We start from the raw sequence: 14,445 nt of genomic DNA on the forward strand, positions 1-14,445 counted from the left end.
TGGTCAGGTCATGGCCATGATTTTTGCTAAATCCACCCAGGGCCAGACCGGTTACGCTATTCCTTCATCGATTCTGCTGGAGGCGCTCAGCCAGGTGCACTCTGGCTCTCTTGCGGTCGCAACCGGCCAGTGTGCCGTCTAGGTAGGCTAGCCTGTGCCAGAAGCGGGTAAGAGGTAGCGCCCAGGGCCTATGAGGCTACTTCCTCAACTGCCGTTCTAAAAAGGTCAAGGCCAGTTCGTAGCCCTGGGCACCGGCACCGGTAATTACAGCGGTTGCTTGCGGAGAAACAAAAGAACGGTGGCGGAAAGGCTCTCGCTTATGCACATTGGACAGGTGAACCTCCACCACCGGTAGCTCGGCGGCCTCCAAGGCATCGTGCAGGGCAAGAGAGGTGTGGGTGTAGGCTGCCGGGTTAATGATGATCCCGGCTGCTTGGGTGCCTGCTGCCTGGATAGCGTCCACCAGGTCGCCCTCATGGTTGGACTGCATAAAGCTCAGCTCAAAACCCAGCTCCGCAGCCTGCTGGCGCAAGGTGGCCTCAATATCCGCCAGGGTGGTGTGCCCGTAGACCTCGGGCTTACGCGCTCCCAAGAGGTTGAGGTTGGGTCCGTTGATAACGGAAATGAGCTTGGATGCAGTCTGTCTATGTGCCATAGGTTCTAGTTTTTCACATAAAAGGGCCCGCCCCCTGTTTATCTGCTCGGTTGCAGGTAAACAAGAGGCGGACCTAGAGTAAATATTTTTTCTGGGTTTCACCGGGCTACGGTAGTCGCCCCAGCCCTGAGCCTTGGAAACAGGCTCAGGGGATTAGCCGGGCTAGCTCTTCTTAAAGTTAGCCTCAATGGACTCCATGACCGTGGGATCAGCCAGGGTGGTGGTGTCACCGACCGGGCGGTCCTCGGCTACGTCCTTGAGCAGGCGGCGCATAATCTTACCCGACCGGGTCTTGGGCAGGTCCTCCACGATGAGCACTCGCTTGGGCTTGGCGATGGGTGAAATCTCCACACCCACATGGGCGCGAATCTGCTCGGCCAGCTCAGCATCGTCGTAGCCTGCTGCCTTAGCCTCGTCGTTGAGAATGACGAAGGCCATGACGGCCTGGCCTGTGGTTTCGTCGCTAGCGCCGACAACGGCGGCCTCGGCAACAGCCGGGTGTGAAACCAGGGCCGACTCAATCTCGGGGGTGGAGAGGCGGTGGCCCGATACGTTCATGACATCGTCCACACGGCCCAGTACCCACAGGTCACCGTCAGTGTCGCGCTTAGCGCCGTCACCGGCAAAGTACATGCTCTCAAAACGAGACCAGTAGGTATCGACAAAACGGTCATCATCGCCCCAGATGGTGCGGAGCATAGAGGGCCAGGGCTCCCGAATGGTTAGAAAGCCGGACTGTTCGTTGGGCAGGGACTCGCCCAGATCATCGACCACGTCAATGGTGATACCGGGGATAGGCTGCTGGGCGCTACCGGGCTTAGCCACGGTAATACCGGGGAGCTGGGAGACCATGATGGCCCCGGTCTCAGTCTGCCACCAGGTATCAACGATGGGGCAGTTGCCCCCACCAATGACCCGGTGGAACCAGCGCCAGGCCTCGGGGTTAATAGCCTCACCCACGGTACCCAGTACGCGCAGGGAGCTCAGGTCGTACTTGGCGGGAATGTCCTCACCCCACTTCATCATGGTGCGGATAGCGGTGGGGGAGGTATACATGATGCTCACACCGTACTTTTGCACAATCTCCCAGAAGCGGCCACGGTGCGGGGCATCGGGAGTGCCCTCGTAAATGACCTGGGTGGCGCCGTTGACCAGAGGAGCGTAGGCAACATAGGAGTGGCCGGTTACCCAACCAACATCTGCGGTGCACCAGTAGACATCTGTCTCAGGCTTGAGGTCAAAGATGTTCCTGTGGGTAAAAGCGCCCTGGGTCAGGTAGCCACCGGTGGTGTGCAGAATACCCTTGGGCTTACCTGTGGTACCGGAGGTGTAGAGGATAAAGAGGGGATCCTCGGCGTTCTGGCGTGAGGGAGTGTGCTCGGTGGACTGCTCAGCGCTCAGCTCGTGCCACCAGACATCGCGGCCTTGCACCCAGCTGATCTCCTCACCGTTGCGTTGAACAACAAGGACGTGCTCGACGCTGGAGCCCCCCTTTTCTAGGGCGGCATCGACGGCGGGTTTGAGCATAGAAGGCTTACCACGGCGGTAGGAGCCGTCGGCGGTGATAACCAGCTTGGCCTCTCCGTCTTCGATACGGGAACGCAAGGCATCCGCCGAGAAGCCGCCAAATACTACCGAATGGACGGCACCGATGCGGGCGCAGGCCAGCATAGCAATCACAGCTTCGGCAATCATGGGCAGGTAGATGGCTACACGGTCACCCTTGGTCACGCCAAGAGATTCTAGGCCGTTGGCTACGCGGGATACCTGGTCTTTGAGCTGGGCGTAGGTGTAGGAGGCGGTGTCGCCGGGCTCGCCCTCAAAGAGCAGGGCGGTGCGCTCGCCCAGGCCGTTTTCAACGTGGCGGTCTACGGCGTTGTAGCAGGCGTTGAGCTCGCCGTCGGCAAACCACTTGGCGAAGGGAGGGGTGGACCAGTCGAGGGTTTGGGTGAAGGGCTTGTACCAGGTCAGCAGGTCACGAGCCTGTTCCGCCCAGAATTCGGGGCCTTTTTCCGTGGCTTCTTGGTAGATGCCGGGCTGGGCGTTGGCCTGGGCTGAGAATTCGGGGCTGGGTGCAAAGACGTCCTGGGTGTCGGTCATCAATATGCCTTCCTCTGTGTGTGGCGTCATAGACTTAGGCCACATTGTGGTTTTCTCCCCAACAATAGCGCATCTGTAGTTTATGTCACAAATTTAAGGTTCGTGTTGAGCGAACTGACACCGAACATCAGCTTGTCGCTTCTACGGGTAATCTCTAGGTATGCCCCAGTCCAAGAAGACACCAGCATCCGCAACAGCTATAGACCAGGAACCCGCACCCCCCACCGATACCGAGCGCCAGCTCCTAGAAATCCGCACCGTTCCCACCCCAGTCGCCGAGGCAGCCGCCCGCAAACGCGCCCGCGCCACCGCCACAAACCAGGCAGAAAGCCCCCTAGCCCGCACCCGCCGCGCCCGCAAAATCAACCGCATCCTGGGCCAAACCTATCCCTACGCCGTCGCAGAACTAGACTTCGATAACCCCTACCAGCTCCTGATCGCCACCGTACTCTCAGCCCAAACCACCGACGTGCGCGTCAACGCCACCACCCCCGAACTCTTCGCCCGCTACCCCGACGCCCAGGCCCTAGCAACCGCCCGACTCGAAGACATCGAAGACATGGTGCGACCCCTAGGCTTCTACCGCTCCAAAGCCAAATCAATCGTCAACCTGGCCGCCCAACTTGTAGCTGAACACAAAGGGGAAGTGCCGGGCAAGCTTGAAGACCTGGTCAAACTCCCCGGCGTGGGCCGAAAAACCGCATTCGTAGTGCTCGGCAACGCCTTTGGCAAGCCAGGCATCACCGTAGACACCCACTTTGGCAGGCTCTCCCGCAGGCTCGGATTCACCGACCAAGAAGACCCCACCAAAGTAGAGCAGGCGGTAGCAGAACTCTTTGAACCCAAAGACTGGACCCAGCTCTCCCACAGGCTGGTCTACCACGGGCGGCGCATCTGCCACTCCCAAAAACCAGCCTGCGGAGCCTGCCCCGTAGCTGACCTCTGCCCCGCCTACGGCACCGGCGAAACAGACCAAACCAAAGCCGCCAAACTCCTCAAATACGAGATGGCACCGGGCCGTGAGCGCCTACACCTACGTTTCCTCCAGGGAGCCACCCGCCGCCAGCTGCGAGCAGAAGGGTACTCACTCAGTGCCTAAAAACCCGCAAGCTCCCAACCAGATTCCTGCGTCAGAAGCGGGAGAACACCCCGCCCTAACCCAGCTCACAGACCTGGCCTACAGGGCCCCCGCCCTTGTCAAACAGAGGGAAAACTGGAACATCGGCGCAATTGACCCCCACACCATCAAACCCGCCGCCGTACTCCTACTCTTTGGCTTGCTCGACACCGCGCCAGCCCACCACCGCACCTGCCCCACCGTCACCAGCGACCTGGACCTGCTGCTACTAGTACGCTCCGACGGGCTACGCCATCACGCCGGGCAACCAGCCCTACCCGGTGGGCGCATCGACCCCGAAGACTACGACCAGGCGAAGAAAACCGGCCAGACAGTAGAACAGGTAGCAGCCCTCCGTGAAGCCGTCGAAGAAACCGGGCTAGATGCCAGCGGAGTGCGCCTGCTCGGGCAACTCCCACCCATCGACCTACCAGTCAGCAACTACCGGGTCACACCTGTACTGGGCTGGTGGGATTTACCCACCCCCGTGCAAGCAGTCGACAGGGAAGAATCAGCCCTAGTGGTGCGTGTGCCGGTCGCTGACCTGCTCGACCCAGCTAACCGCCACACCGCCACTGTGCGCCGGGGCAGAACCACCCATAAGTCACCGGCCTTTGACGTAACCAACGCGGACCAGAACTTCACCATCTGGGGCTTTACCGGGATTTTGCTCTCCCGGGTCTTTGAAGAACTGGGCTGGGAAGAACCCTGGGACAGGGAACAGACGCGGGAAGACCACACCTAGAAGATCGGTAATTTATAACCCCGCAGACGGTGTTCCCGTTAGCGCCCTTAAACGCCAGCCCCGAGCCAGCTAACGGGAACACCATCTGCTGGCTTTGATACCATGTGCCGCGTTAGCGCCCTTAAACGCCAGCCCCAAGCCAGCTAACAGTCATACCAGCTACGACGACCGAGCTACTTGGCGGTGGAATAGTCATCCGTGGTCACAACCGTTACCGGGAACTCCACATCCGTCTTCCCAAAAATCAGTTCGGCAGCGGTCTGCGCCGACTCCCGCACAATTTTCGTGCAGAGAGCCGCCTCACCCACCGGGCCGTAAAGCATAATCTCATCGTGCAAAAAATAGACCAGGCGCGACTGCAAACGCCGCCCAAAACGGCGTTCGGTACGTAGACGCCGGCGAATCTGTGCCATCCAGATAAGAGCCCACTCAGCGGCAGTACCCTGAATAAGGAAGTTGCGGGTAAACCGGCTCTGCGCGCGGGCCGCAGAGAGAGCGGCACGCTCATCGGCAGCGGTACCCTGACTGCGCTGAGCCTGAAACCAGGTGGCCGAAGGCGCAGGGGAAGTACGCCCCAAATAAGTGCTCACCTGCCCACCGCGCATACCAAGAGCGGCGGCCCGCTCTGTCAAAGCTATAGCCTGCGGGAACATCTTTTTCAGGTGCGGCATGAGCTGGCCCGCCTCACCGCTAGTAGCCCCGTACATAGCGCCCAGTAAGGCAACCTTAGCGTGGGGGCGGTCATTCAGCACACTACCGGTGCGCTCACCAATCTGAGCTATCCCCAGGTACAGGTCCCTACCCCGCCCCGCAAGAGCCAGCGCACGATCCCCGCTCATCACCGCCAAGATACGCGGCTCAATCTGCGCGGCATCGGCCACCGTAAGGATCATGCCCTCCTCAGCACGAACAGCAGGACGCACGTCCTTAGGGATCTGCATGGCACCCCCGCCATGCCCACCCCAACGACCCGTAGCCGCCGAACCCACCTCATAGCTAGGGTAAAAGCGGTTGTCACTGACCCAGGCATCAAGCCAATTCCAGCCATTAGCCGTGTAAAGCCGAGCCAACCGCTTATAAGCCAGCAAAGGCCGCACCACCTGCCAGCGATCCTCACGCAGGTGCGGCACCGCATTAGCCCACTCAGTCAGCTCCCACTTACGGGTAGTCGTGACCGAATGCCCAGCGGCCTGCAAAGCCTTGAGCACATCCTGGGGCGAATCAGGGTTCAGATGGGGCGCCCCCAGCTCCTCACGGATACGGGCGGCAAGAGCCTCCATCTTAGAGGGCCGGTCATACCCCGCCGGGCGGGGGCCCAACTCGTGCTCCAGAATCTTCTCGTGGATAGCACGGTTCCAGGGCATACCCCAGTGCTTCATCTCAGCGGCAATCAGCGCCCCCTGAGACTCAGCGGCCAACAGCAGAGCCAAACGCGAAGGGTGAGGGGAAGTCGCCACAGCCGCACGCTGGGCCGTCAGCTCAGCGGCCAAAGCCTGGGCACTCGGCTCCTGCGGAGCCTTCCTGGCCAGAGAAGAACCGGCCAACTCATCATCAAACAGGGAACCCTGCCCCTCCATGGGCTGACGCGCAGGCATCACCCCAGCAGGCTCAGGGACCAGCCGCTCCACATCAAGAGTAGGGGTATAGCTCATCGCGTTCTGCGCATTAGAAGCCGCCGTAACAAGAATCCGCTGAGCCAGCCGCAGATCATGACAGGACGCCGGCGACACCCCCGCAGTCAAGAGCTGAGGCATCACCAGACGCGAATCAGCCCACGTCCAACGAATAGTCCGGTGCGGGTTCTGGCCCTCCACCGCCCTAATAAAATCAGGGAGCTTAGCGCGGGGGAAAGTGCGGCGGCTACCGGCACCGGTATCGCTGAGAGTTATAGCCTCCCAGCTATCCCCCCGATTCGGGGTAGCTACGGGGCCGAGCACTATATACATTCTTCTATTATGGGGTCTGCCCAAAACACGGCTCAACCCTGGCTCAGCGCCAGACCCGAACACACCGTACGTTTGGGTAGGTAGACCGGCAAGCCTCCCTCTTGCCCGGTTAGCTAGCGCACACAGCGCAATTCAAGCCACCCACCTGACCCCAGTGCTGTCTCTGCCAACATCCCTTAAACGCCAGCCCCAAGCCAGTTGGCAGACACAGCACTGAACTCTGGGCATCGCCCCCGGTTTATCCACAGCCTGCCAGGCGGGGCTAGACCTGGCGCTTTATCTGTGGCATAAAGAGGGCAGGAAAAGAAGCGGGTAGGGCTGAACCCAGAGGTAAATCATGCCTTCACCAGCTAAAACTACAGACGAACGGGTGGGCGCTGACACCGCCCCTGACGACCAGATCCAAATCCTTGTCCGCAAAGCACGCAGCCGCTTCTTTGACCTAGAGCCCCAAGACATGGCCCAACTACCCGGCCCAAAGCGGGAAAACCCCGGGGAAGAACCCAAAGCGCGGAACCAGTCCCCGGTGGAACAAAACGCAGATAAACCAGGTGAACAGCTCACCGCCGACAGCCTGAGCCTAGAGGCCATGACCGACCCCGCCCGCTTACAGGGCCTCATTGATACGGTCCTGGACGAACAAGAAAAAGCCGAAAAAACCACCTCAGCAGGTGAACCCCAGCGCGAGATAGCACCCCAAGCAGGTGCCCGCCTCAAAGCCGAACTCACCGGGATAGGGCCCCTCGAAGAGCTCCTGAACATTGACGAACTCACCGATATTTTTGTCAACGGCCCGCACCGGGTCTGGTACGAAGCAGCAGGCAGCCTACACCGCTCAAACATCACCTTTGAGCACGACAAGGACGTGCGGGCACTGGCCACCCGCCTCATTCTGGCCGCAGGAGGCCGCCTAGATGATGCCTACCCCGCCGCCGACGTCCAGACCGCTCAGGGTGCACGCGTCCACGCGATTCTGCCACCGCTCAGCCAAAGCGGGACCCTACTTTCTATCCGTCTTCAAGGCGAGCGCCGCTACGAACTGCGCCAGCTCCGTGAGAAAGGCATGATGGGTAAGGACTTAGAACAGCTCTTGCGCTACCTGGTGAAAAGTCGTGCCAACCTGGTGGTGAGCGGGGGAACCGGCAGCGGTAAGACCACGCTTCTGCGGGCCCTCTTGCAGGAGGCCCCTGACCATGAGCGGCTGGTGCTGGTGGAGGACACTGCCGAACTACATCTGGAGCACCCCCATACGGTGAGCCTGCAAGCGCGGGTAGCTAATGCCGAAGGGCGCGGTGCCGTGGGGCTGGACGAGCTGATTCGCCAGGCCCTGCGTATGCGCCCGAGTCGCCTGGTGGTGGGGGAATGCCGTGGGGCTGAGGTCATGGACATGCTGACCGCCATGAACACCGGCCACTCCGGGAGCGGGAGCACCCTACACGCCAACTCTGCCGACGCTGTACCTGCCCGCCTCTATGCCATGGGGGCTTTAGCGGGGGTGAGCCAGGAGGCTGTGGCCCTGCAAGCCCAGACTGCTCTGGACTATCTTATTCACCTGGAGCGGGATAAAGGGCAACGGCTCGTGCGCGGTGTCTACCGGCTGCGGGGGAGTGCAGGTGCCCTGCTGGTAGAGCCGGTGTGTACAGTGGAAGCTCGCCGCCGGGGCAGTTTTCTGCTGTGGCACCCCGAGGCGAGCGGCCTTAAAGCTGCAGCCGGCCTGGGGGAATACCGATGAAAACAGGACCGGCCAGCACCCTGCCCGGCCCTCTAGGAGGGCTGGAAACCCGCTTAACTCACCTGGTTCTGAGGGCGCGCCGGGGAAACAAACCCTCTCTGGATGAGTTAGAGCTTTGGCCTGACGCTATCTGGCGAATGGCGGCCCTGCTTAAGGCAGGCTGTTCGCCGGCCTTTGCCTGCGCTATGGTAGGCCGGAACCTGGCTAGTTCATTAGAAGAAACCCGTACCCGAATAGCGAGCATGAGGCCAGTGGCGCGTTGGGGCGCAGAGCGTTGGCAGGACGAGGATCTTGCCCGCGCCCTGGCCGATATGGTGGACCTCTTTGAGTGCTGTACCGAGGCCGCCCAGAAAGGGCTTCCGCTGGGCCCGGCATGCCTGCACCCTGGTACTGCTGACTACCGGGAATCTGTGCGGGATGGTGTGGTAGCTCTGGCCGCCTGCTGGCAGGTGGGGCAAACAACCGGCGCTTCTCTTGCTTCAGTTTTTGAGAGACTGGCCCGCTACTACGAGACGGAAATCGACCTACGTCAACAGCGAGAAACCGCTTTGAGTGGTCCCAAGGCAACGGGACGGATCCTGTCCTGGTTACCCGCTCTGGGGCTGGGCTTGGGCATCATCATGGGTACCGACCCTCTGGGTGTTCTACTCGGTTCCTTTGGCGGTGCCCTGGTGGGACTAACCGGTCTGGGCCTAGCCTACGCGGGGAGCCGGTGGACTTCCCGGCTGATTGGGCGTGCGGAAGGGGGTGAGCTCTAGTGGTGCTGCTGGTTTTCTGTCTGAGCCTGCTCTGCCTCTTGTCTGCTGGCCTGCTCTGGGTGCTCGGCGGCAGAAAGAAGACGGAGGCGCAAGAACAGGGAGGTCCGCGCCCGCCGGTTCCTGCAGGCAATAAGGAGTCGGGCTTGCCTGCTCTTAGCCCCGCCCTCTACCTGGACCTGGCGGCCACGATGCTCACCGCGGGGCTCTCTGTACCCGCTGTGTTGGAACAGCTCAGCCAGCTTGAGCAGGGGCGGTACCGCACCGAACTAGCAGCGGTGGTTGCTAAGCTCTACGCCGGTGCCCACTGGGAGCAAGCCTGGGGCAAGAGTAGACCGGAGGGGCTGGCACCGGTGCGTGACTGTCTGGGTATGGCCCTAGAAACAGGTGCGCCCAGCGCCCAACTCGTGAGGGTGCTGGCCGACCGCCAGCGCAGGCACCGGCAACGGCAACACGAAAAATCTGCGGCCCGGCTAGCTGTCAAACTGGTGGTTCCCCTGGGGGCTTGTTCCCTGCCCGCTTTTATCTGTCTGGGGGTAATCCCCGTGCTGATAGCGCTTTTACCGACCCTCTTCTAAGAAACCGGTGGGGTTGGGGCGGTGTTCACAGGTGCCTGCTTAAGAGAAAAATGCGCGTTACACAGTGTCTTGGGAACACCAATTCGCCGGGCGAGTAGGAAGAACCCTTGAGAGCTAGGTGGGCAGAGCGACGCGCCGGGGGAGTAGTGGTCTATCCACAGGGGTGAATGAGCCTTTACCCGGTGCGTGAGCGGGAGCAGGCTAGAGGCACCCGGTCAGGACCTGCTTCTTTTCCAACGGTATCCGCACCCCTTGCCCCCGGGTTCTGATCGGGCAACAAAAACGCATGGTCTAGAGAATCTAGCCCACTGACTCTGACAAGGAGATAGAACATGTCACGTTTTTCTGCACCTCGGGACCGCGCTAAGACGGAACAGCATCGGATGGAGCCTGCGGGCGCTGATGAAGCGCTTACCGGCGAGCTAGTTCATGCTGGCCTTGATAACCCTGAGGCTGGCGCCACCACTGCTGAATACGGCATCGTCATGCTAGCAGCCGTGGGCTTTGCCGGCCTGCTAGTGGTTATCCTCAAATCTGATGAAGTCCGGCAGATGCTCCTGAATATCGTTCAAACAGCACTCTCAACGGGGGCCTAGCCTCATGCCCGCTACCCTTGACCGCACCGAGGGCCAACGGGGCTCGACTACCGCAGAGTTCGCTGTGGCCTTGCCCGCTGTGGTTTTCATTCTTGCCCTGGTTCTGGGTGCTGCCGCCACCGGCATGATCCAGCTGCGGCTGGAAGAGGGGGCCCGCCTGGGTGCCCGTGCCGCCGCACGCGGTGAAGACTCACAGACGGTAATCCGTATCGTCCAGGATGTTGAGCCGGAGGCTAGGGTTACTATCGGCCAGCAGGATGACATGACCCGTGTGAGCGTGAGTAGGCCAGCGCCGGGACTCATTGGAAAGATCAGTGGGTGGCAGCTGAATACCGATGCCTGGGCTCTTACCGAACCTAGGGCTCAGGGCGGTGAAATTCCGTGACCCGCCCCTGCGCAGGCCGTCATGTTTCCCGCCCGCTCGGGGATTCCCCCGAGCGGGGGAGCGGGAGCCTGTCGGTGGTGGGTATGGTGTGCGCCCTGCTCATGGTGGGGATTACCTGCGCCGGGCTCATAGGCGTCCTAGCGGCTAACCACCGGGCGGCCCAGGCCGCTGACCTGGCGGCTCTAGCCGCTGCCGATGCCGCTCGCGGGCTGACCTCGGGGGATCCCTGCGATAGAGCCCAGGAGGTAGCTCAGGCTAACCGGGTCAACCTGGTGGCCTGCGCCCTTCCACCGGGCCTGGCCGGTACAGCGGATATCCGCACCTCGGTCGATATTGCTGGCCCCTTCGCCTTTCTGGGGCCAGCCCAGGGTATTTCTAGGGCTGGCCCACCCGGGCTAAGTGGTTCTTAGGTACCGGTCACCGCGATTAGCTCAGTACCGGTAAACCCTTTAGAAGGGGTCACCATTATCCTTGTGGCCGGTCAGAGACTCCGTGACGGTGAGCTCTCGGTGACTTTGCTCAAGCGGAGGTAGCTGATCTGGTGTGCTTGCCTGAGAGAGCGCGCTTGCTCGACCCGGTGCTGTAGTTCGGTTCGGTGCCGTAGTTCGGTTCGGGTTGCTGCTTCTGCCAGGTTCGTCAGTACCGGGGTGAGCCACTGCACCCAGTAGATCGGCACCTTGCTGTTCGGTGAGTTCCCCGGCTTCTACTAGCAGGGAAGCTAATAACTGTGCGGCTCCCTTCTTGTGGAGCGGTTCATTGCGGTTACCGCATTTGGGGGACTGCACGCAGGAGGGGCAGCCCAGCTCACACTCGCAGGCCAGAATGGTGTCCAGGGTTGCGCGGAGCCAGTGGGTTACCCGCTCAAAACCACGCTCGGCAAAACCCGCCCCTCCGGGGTGGCCGTCGTAGACGAAAATGGTGGGCAACTCAGTGTCTATATGGAAGGCTGTTGAAAGCCCGCCGATATCCCACCGGTCACAGGTTGCCACCAGGGGGAGCAGGCCAATAGCGGCATGCTCAGCTGCGTGAAGCGCGCCGGGGATATCCTTCTCATGGATACCCGCTGCCTGGAGTAGCGAAGCGGGCATGGACCACCAGATGGCGCGGGTCTGGAGGAGCTGGGGCTCTAGTTCCAAAGGCTCGTCCCCTAAAACCTGTTGCCCCACCAGGCTTTTCTTCTGGTAGCTCACCACCTGAGAACGTACCCGCGCCTGGCCAAAGTTCAGGCTCACCTGCCCCTGCTGGAGAGACTTTTCTGTTGCCAGTACGGCGACCTCGGTGACGTCCCGGGCCTGGGTGTAGTAGTCGGGGTTGGCCGCTGTTACGGTGATAACCCCCTTCTCCTCATCTAAATCTTCTACCAGGAAAGTTTTACCCTGGTGCGTGTAAATCGCACCGGGGTGGCCCTGGGAGTGGGATTGTGCCCGGTCCATGGTGCCGATAACACTTCCGGTGTCGCTCTCCACGATATGCAGGGGAGCGCCACCACCGCGCAGATTTACCAGGTCGCTGGCCTGCTCTGGGTGGGTCCAGAACCAGCCGGTAGCCCGCTGGCGCAGGTAGCCTCGGGAGACCAGGCTTTCCAAAAGCCGCTCGGTGCTAGTCCCAAAGATGGGTAGTTCTTCCCTGCGCAGGGGAATCTCAGCGGCTGCCGCACACAGATGGGGACTCAGGACGTAGGGGTTGTGTGGGTCAAAGACAGTCTTTTCAACACCCTGGTCAAAGATGTCCTCGGGGTGGTGGACCAGGTAGGTATCTAGGGGGTCTTCGCTGGCGATGAGCACTGCAAAGCTGTCCTGCCCGGCTCGTCCTGCCCGCCCGATCTGCTGGTAGAAGGAAGCCCGGGTCCCCGGCCAGCCGGCTACGAGCACGGCATCCAGCCCGGCAATATCTATGCCCAGCTCCAGGGCAGAAGTGCTGGCAATACCCAGTATGTGCCCCCGCCTCAGACCGATTTCCAGTGCACGACGTTCCTCGGGCAGGTAGCCTGCCCGGTAGGCGGCTATGCGTTCGGAGAGACCCGGCTCTACCTCATCGAGGTAGCGCCCGGCCGTTTGCGCTATGGCTTCTGCCCCGCGCCGGGACTTAATAAAGGCGATGGTTCGGGTGCGACTGACCGCCAGGTCAGCCATCATCTCTGCTACCTGACCGATAACTGATTTGCGGACCGGGGCACCGTTTTCGCCCGCACCCGCCGGTTGTCTAGTTGGAGCCGCTAGCCGGTCACGAACCGTGTCAGGCTCAGTGAACTCAGGCTCCCACAGAAGCACCTGTGTGGATCCTCTGGGTGCGGTGCTCCGGGTAATTGCAGTGACCGCCTGAGGGCGCGACCCAGTGAGGAGAGCAAAAGACTCGGCAGGTTCCGCACTGGTAGCAGAAGCCCCAATAAAAACGGGAGTAGCACCGTAATGACGGCAGATTCGGCGCAGCCGCCGCACCACAAGAGAGACGTGCGCCCCAAAAACACCCCGGTAGCCGTGCGCCTCATCAACCACCACATATTTGAGCTTGCGCAGAAAAGTCGCCCACCGGGCATGGTTAGGCAAAATAGCGTGATGAAGCATATCCGGATTAGCCAGGACCAGATGGGCGCGCTCGCGGATAAAGCGGCGGTCTTCGCGTGGGGTGTCCCCGTCGTAGGCCTCTACCGCAATCCCTGGCAGGTTAAGAGCTCGTAAGGAAGAGAGCTGGTCGGCAGCTAGCGCCTTGGTGGGCGAGAGATAGAGGGCTGTTGCCCTGCCGGTATCAAAGCCGGTTCCCTGATATTCGTGTTCGCCCCGGTAGAGGGCATCGAGCACGGGGAGCTGATAGGCCAGTGACTTGCCGGAGGCTGTGCCCGTTGCAAGAATGACGTGCCTGCTACCGGAGGAATCGTGGGCAAGGGTGGCTGCCTGGACTTGGTGCAGGTAGGGCTCATCCACGCCCAAAGATTGGAAGGCCTCAACGACAGCGGGGTGGGCCCAGCTCGGCCAGGGGCTGGTCTGTGCCTCTTGGGCTGGCAGGGTGCGCACATGCCTGACCTGTGCAGGGAGCTCGGTCAGACCAAGCTGTTCCAGCACGAGTAAGAGCTCTTGGGGGGCGGGTGCCCGTGAGCCGGGGCTTTCCTGCGGGGTTTGGGTAGGCACATCCCTATTATGGCACCGCTTGGTCGGTGGTTTATTGCCTGGCCTGTTGCTGCTGTTTTCCAGACCTGTCCTGTCTGCCTGTACTGTGTTCCTACCTCTTGTTGAGGGCAGAGGTGACTGGCGCTGAGCATGGTGGGGAGCTGCCCAGAGCAAACCAAGAGCCCCTGTGCCTGACCTTTATCCCGCCAACCGGGCGTAAAGGCTGTGAGCTATGCTATAGAACTGGAATAATGGGAGTTATGAGTATTCCAATGAACATTAAGGGTCAGCAGTCAGCTCCTGAGGAGCCTGTGGTTACCGTGCTCACCGATGAGCAGGTGTGGGATTTGATCCAAGGCACTCGTTTTGCTCGTTTGGGCACAGTAGGCGAGGAGGGCTTCGTGCACATTACCCCGCTGAATATTGTGACGGACGGGGTTAAGATTTTCTTCCGCACGGCAGCCGGTAGCAAGCTTACCCAGCTCTTACTTGATGAAAAAGTGACCCTACAGTTTGACCGGGTTGAGGGCAAGAGCGCGCACTCAGTGAATGTGTTTGCCCGGGCCCGCCTCCTGACTGATAGCCGCGAGATTGACTACGTCGGCAAGCTCAACCTGGAACCCTGGCTTGATAGCCAGAAGCTGGAACTGGTGGAGCTAACTCCGGTGTCCATGACGGGGCGGCGCTTCCGCCTGGGGTCCTAGCTCATCTTTTATGGCTTATCTGCCCGGT

At 61.0% G+C, this 14,445-nt stretch carries 13 protein-coding genes; 9 read left to right on the top strand and 4 right to left on the bottom strand.

Annotated features, from left to right (window positions below; translation table 11 throughout):
- Nucleotides 1–196: 196 nt before the first annotated feature.
- Nucleotides 197–655 (bottom strand): type II 3-dehydroquinate dehydratase, encoded by a 459-nt coding sequence (aroQ, locus tag ACN080_RS08455; protein WP_419110842.1) that lies wholly within the window; start codon nt 653–655, stop codon nt 197–199.
- Between the two features lie 162 nt (nt 656–817).
- Nucleotides 818–2,755 carry an acetate--CoA ligase gene (acs, locus tag ACN080_RS08460; RefSeq protein WP_419113534.1) on the bottom strand — a complete coding sequence of 646 codons (1,938 nt, stop codon included), beginning with the start codon at nt 2,753–2,755 and terminating at the stop codon, nt 818–820.
- A gap of 160 nt (nt 2,756–2,915) precedes the next feature.
- Here acs and nth point away from each other — a divergent pair, with 160 nt between their 5' ends.
- Together nth and ACN080_RS08470 are read left to right on the top strand one after the other, a co-directional pair.
- On the top strand, nt 2,916–3,854 hold the full coding sequence (gene nth, locus ACN080_RS08465; protein ID WP_419113535.1) for an endonuclease III: 939 nt from the start codon (nt 2,916–2,918) through the stop codon (nt 3,852–3,854).
- Nucleotides 3,847–4,617, top strand: a complete 771-nt coding sequence (locus ACN080_RS08470) for an NUDIX hydrolase (RefSeq protein ID WP_419113536.1) — start codon at nt 3,847–3,849, stop codon at nt 4,615–4,617. Before nth ends, ACN080_RS08470 begins: the two co-directional genes overlap by 8 nt.
- A 173-nt stretch (nt 4,618–4,790) precedes the next feature.
- On the opposite strand, the gene ACN080_RS08475 is transcribed toward ACN080_RS08470, so the two are convergent.
- The gene (locus ACN080_RS08475; protein WP_419113537.1) at nt 4,791–6,563 is read right to left on the bottom strand and encodes a bifunctional 3'-5' exonuclease/DNA polymerase; all 1,773 of its coding nucleotides are present in this window, start codon (nt 6,561–6,563) and stop codon (nt 4,791–4,793) included.
- 337 nt (nt 6,564–6,900) lie between these two features.
- On the opposite strand from ACN080_RS08475, the gene ACN080_RS08480 reads away from it, so the two are divergent.
- The 6 genes from ACN080_RS08480 to ACN080_RS08505 all read left to right on the top strand — a co-directional run bounded on the left by ACN080_RS08480 (nt 6,901) and on the right by ACN080_RS08505 (nt 11,019).
- Nucleotides 6,901–8,295, top strand: coding sequence for a TadA family conjugal transfer-associated ATPase (locus ACN080_RS08480; RefSeq protein WP_419113538.1), 1,395 nt, complete (start codon nt 6,901–6,903; stop codon nt 8,293–8,295).
- Complete coding sequence (locus tag ACN080_RS08485) at nt 8,292–9,053, top strand: type II secretion system F family protein (RefSeq protein ID WP_419113539.1); 762 nt, start codon at nt 8,292–8,294, stop codon at nt 9,051–9,053. Before ACN080_RS08480 ends, ACN080_RS08485 begins: the two co-directional genes overlap by 4 nt.
- Nucleotides 9,053–9,628, top strand: a complete 576-nt coding sequence (locus ACN080_RS08490) for a type II secretion system F family protein (RefSeq protein ID WP_419113540.1) — start codon at nt 9,053–9,055, stop codon at nt 9,626–9,628. The genes ACN080_RS08485 and ACN080_RS08490 overlap by 1 nt, the downstream gene beginning before the upstream one ends.
- 332 nt (nt 9,629–9,960) lie before the next feature.
- Complete coding sequence (locus ACN080_RS08495; RefSeq protein ID WP_419113541.1) at nt 9,961–10,224, top strand: DUF4244 domain-containing protein; 264 nt, start codon at nt 9,961–9,963, stop codon at nt 10,222–10,224.
- A 4-nt stretch (nt 10,225–10,228) separates the two neighbouring features.
- Complete coding sequence (locus ACN080_RS08500; protein WP_419113542.1) at nt 10,229–10,609, top strand: TadE family type IV pilus minor pilin; 381 nt, start codon at nt 10,229–10,231, stop codon at nt 10,607–10,609.
- A complete protein-coding gene (locus tag ACN080_RS08505; protein WP_419113543.1) occupies nt 10,606–11,019 on the top strand; it encodes an Rv3654c family TadE-like protein in 414 nt (137 codons plus the stop codon). The genes ACN080_RS08500 and ACN080_RS08505 overlap by 4 nt, the downstream gene beginning before the upstream one ends.
- A 39-nt stretch (nt 11,020–11,058) precedes the next feature.
- On the opposite strand, the gene ACN080_RS08510 is transcribed toward ACN080_RS08505, so the two are convergent.
- Entirely contained in the window at nt 11,059–13,668 is a 2,610-nt protein-coding gene (locus tag ACN080_RS08510; protein WP_419113556.1) for a DEAD/DEAH box helicase, read from the bottom strand.
- A 305-nt stretch (nt 13,669–13,973) separates the two neighbouring features.
- Here ACN080_RS08510 and ACN080_RS08515 point away from each other — a divergent pair, with 305 nt between their 5' ends.
- Complete coding sequence (locus ACN080_RS08515) at nt 13,974–14,417, top strand: pyridoxamine 5'-phosphate oxidase family protein (protein ID WP_419099176.1); 444 nt, start codon at nt 13,974–13,976, stop codon at nt 14,415–14,417.
- The last annotated feature ends 28 nt before the right edge of the window (nt 14,418–14,445 follow it).

Origin of the sequence: Rothia sp. CCM 9416, assembly GCF_048513535.1 — a bacterium.
Lineage (GTDB): Bacteria > Actinomycetota > Actinomycetes > Actinomycetales > Micrococcaceae > Rothia.

What these genes read in the sequence shown, in the direction of transcription:
- aroQ (WP_419110842.1), bottom strand. Translation starts at nt 655, where the DNA reads ATGGCACATAGACAGACTGCATCCAAGCTCATTTCCGTTATCAACGGA.
- acs (WP_419113534.1), bottom strand. Translation starts at nt 2,755, where the DNA reads ATGACCGACACCCAGGACGTCTTTGCACCCAGCCCCGAATTCTCAGCC.
- nth (WP_419113535.1), top strand. Translation starts at nt 2,916, where the DNA reads ATGCCCCAGTCCAAGAAGACACCAGCATCCGCAACAGCTATAGACCAG.
- ACN080_RS08475 (WP_419113537.1), bottom strand. Translation starts at nt 6,563, where the DNA reads ATGTATATAGTGCTCGGCCCCGTAGCTACCCCGAATCGGGGGGATAGC.
- ACN080_RS08480 (WP_419113538.1), top strand. Translation starts at nt 6,901, where the DNA reads ATGCCTTCACCAGCTAAAACTACAGACGAACGGGTGGGCGCTGACACC.
- ACN080_RS08485 (WP_419113539.1), top strand. Translation starts at nt 8,292, where the DNA reads ATGAAAACAGGACCGGCCAGCACCCTGCCCGGCCCTCTAGGAGGGCTG.
- ACN080_RS08495 (WP_419113541.1), top strand. Translation starts at nt 9,961, where the DNA reads ATGTCACGTTTTTCTGCACCTCGGGACCGCGCTAAGACGGAACAGCAT.
- ACN080_RS08500 (WP_419113542.1), top strand. Translation starts at nt 10,229, where the DNA reads ATGCCCGCTACCCTTGACCGCACCGAGGGCCAACGGGGCTCGACTACC.
- ACN080_RS08515 (WP_419099176.1), top strand. Translation starts at nt 13,974, where the DNA reads ATGAGTATTCCAATGAACATTAAGGGTCAGCAGTCAGCTCCTGAGGAG.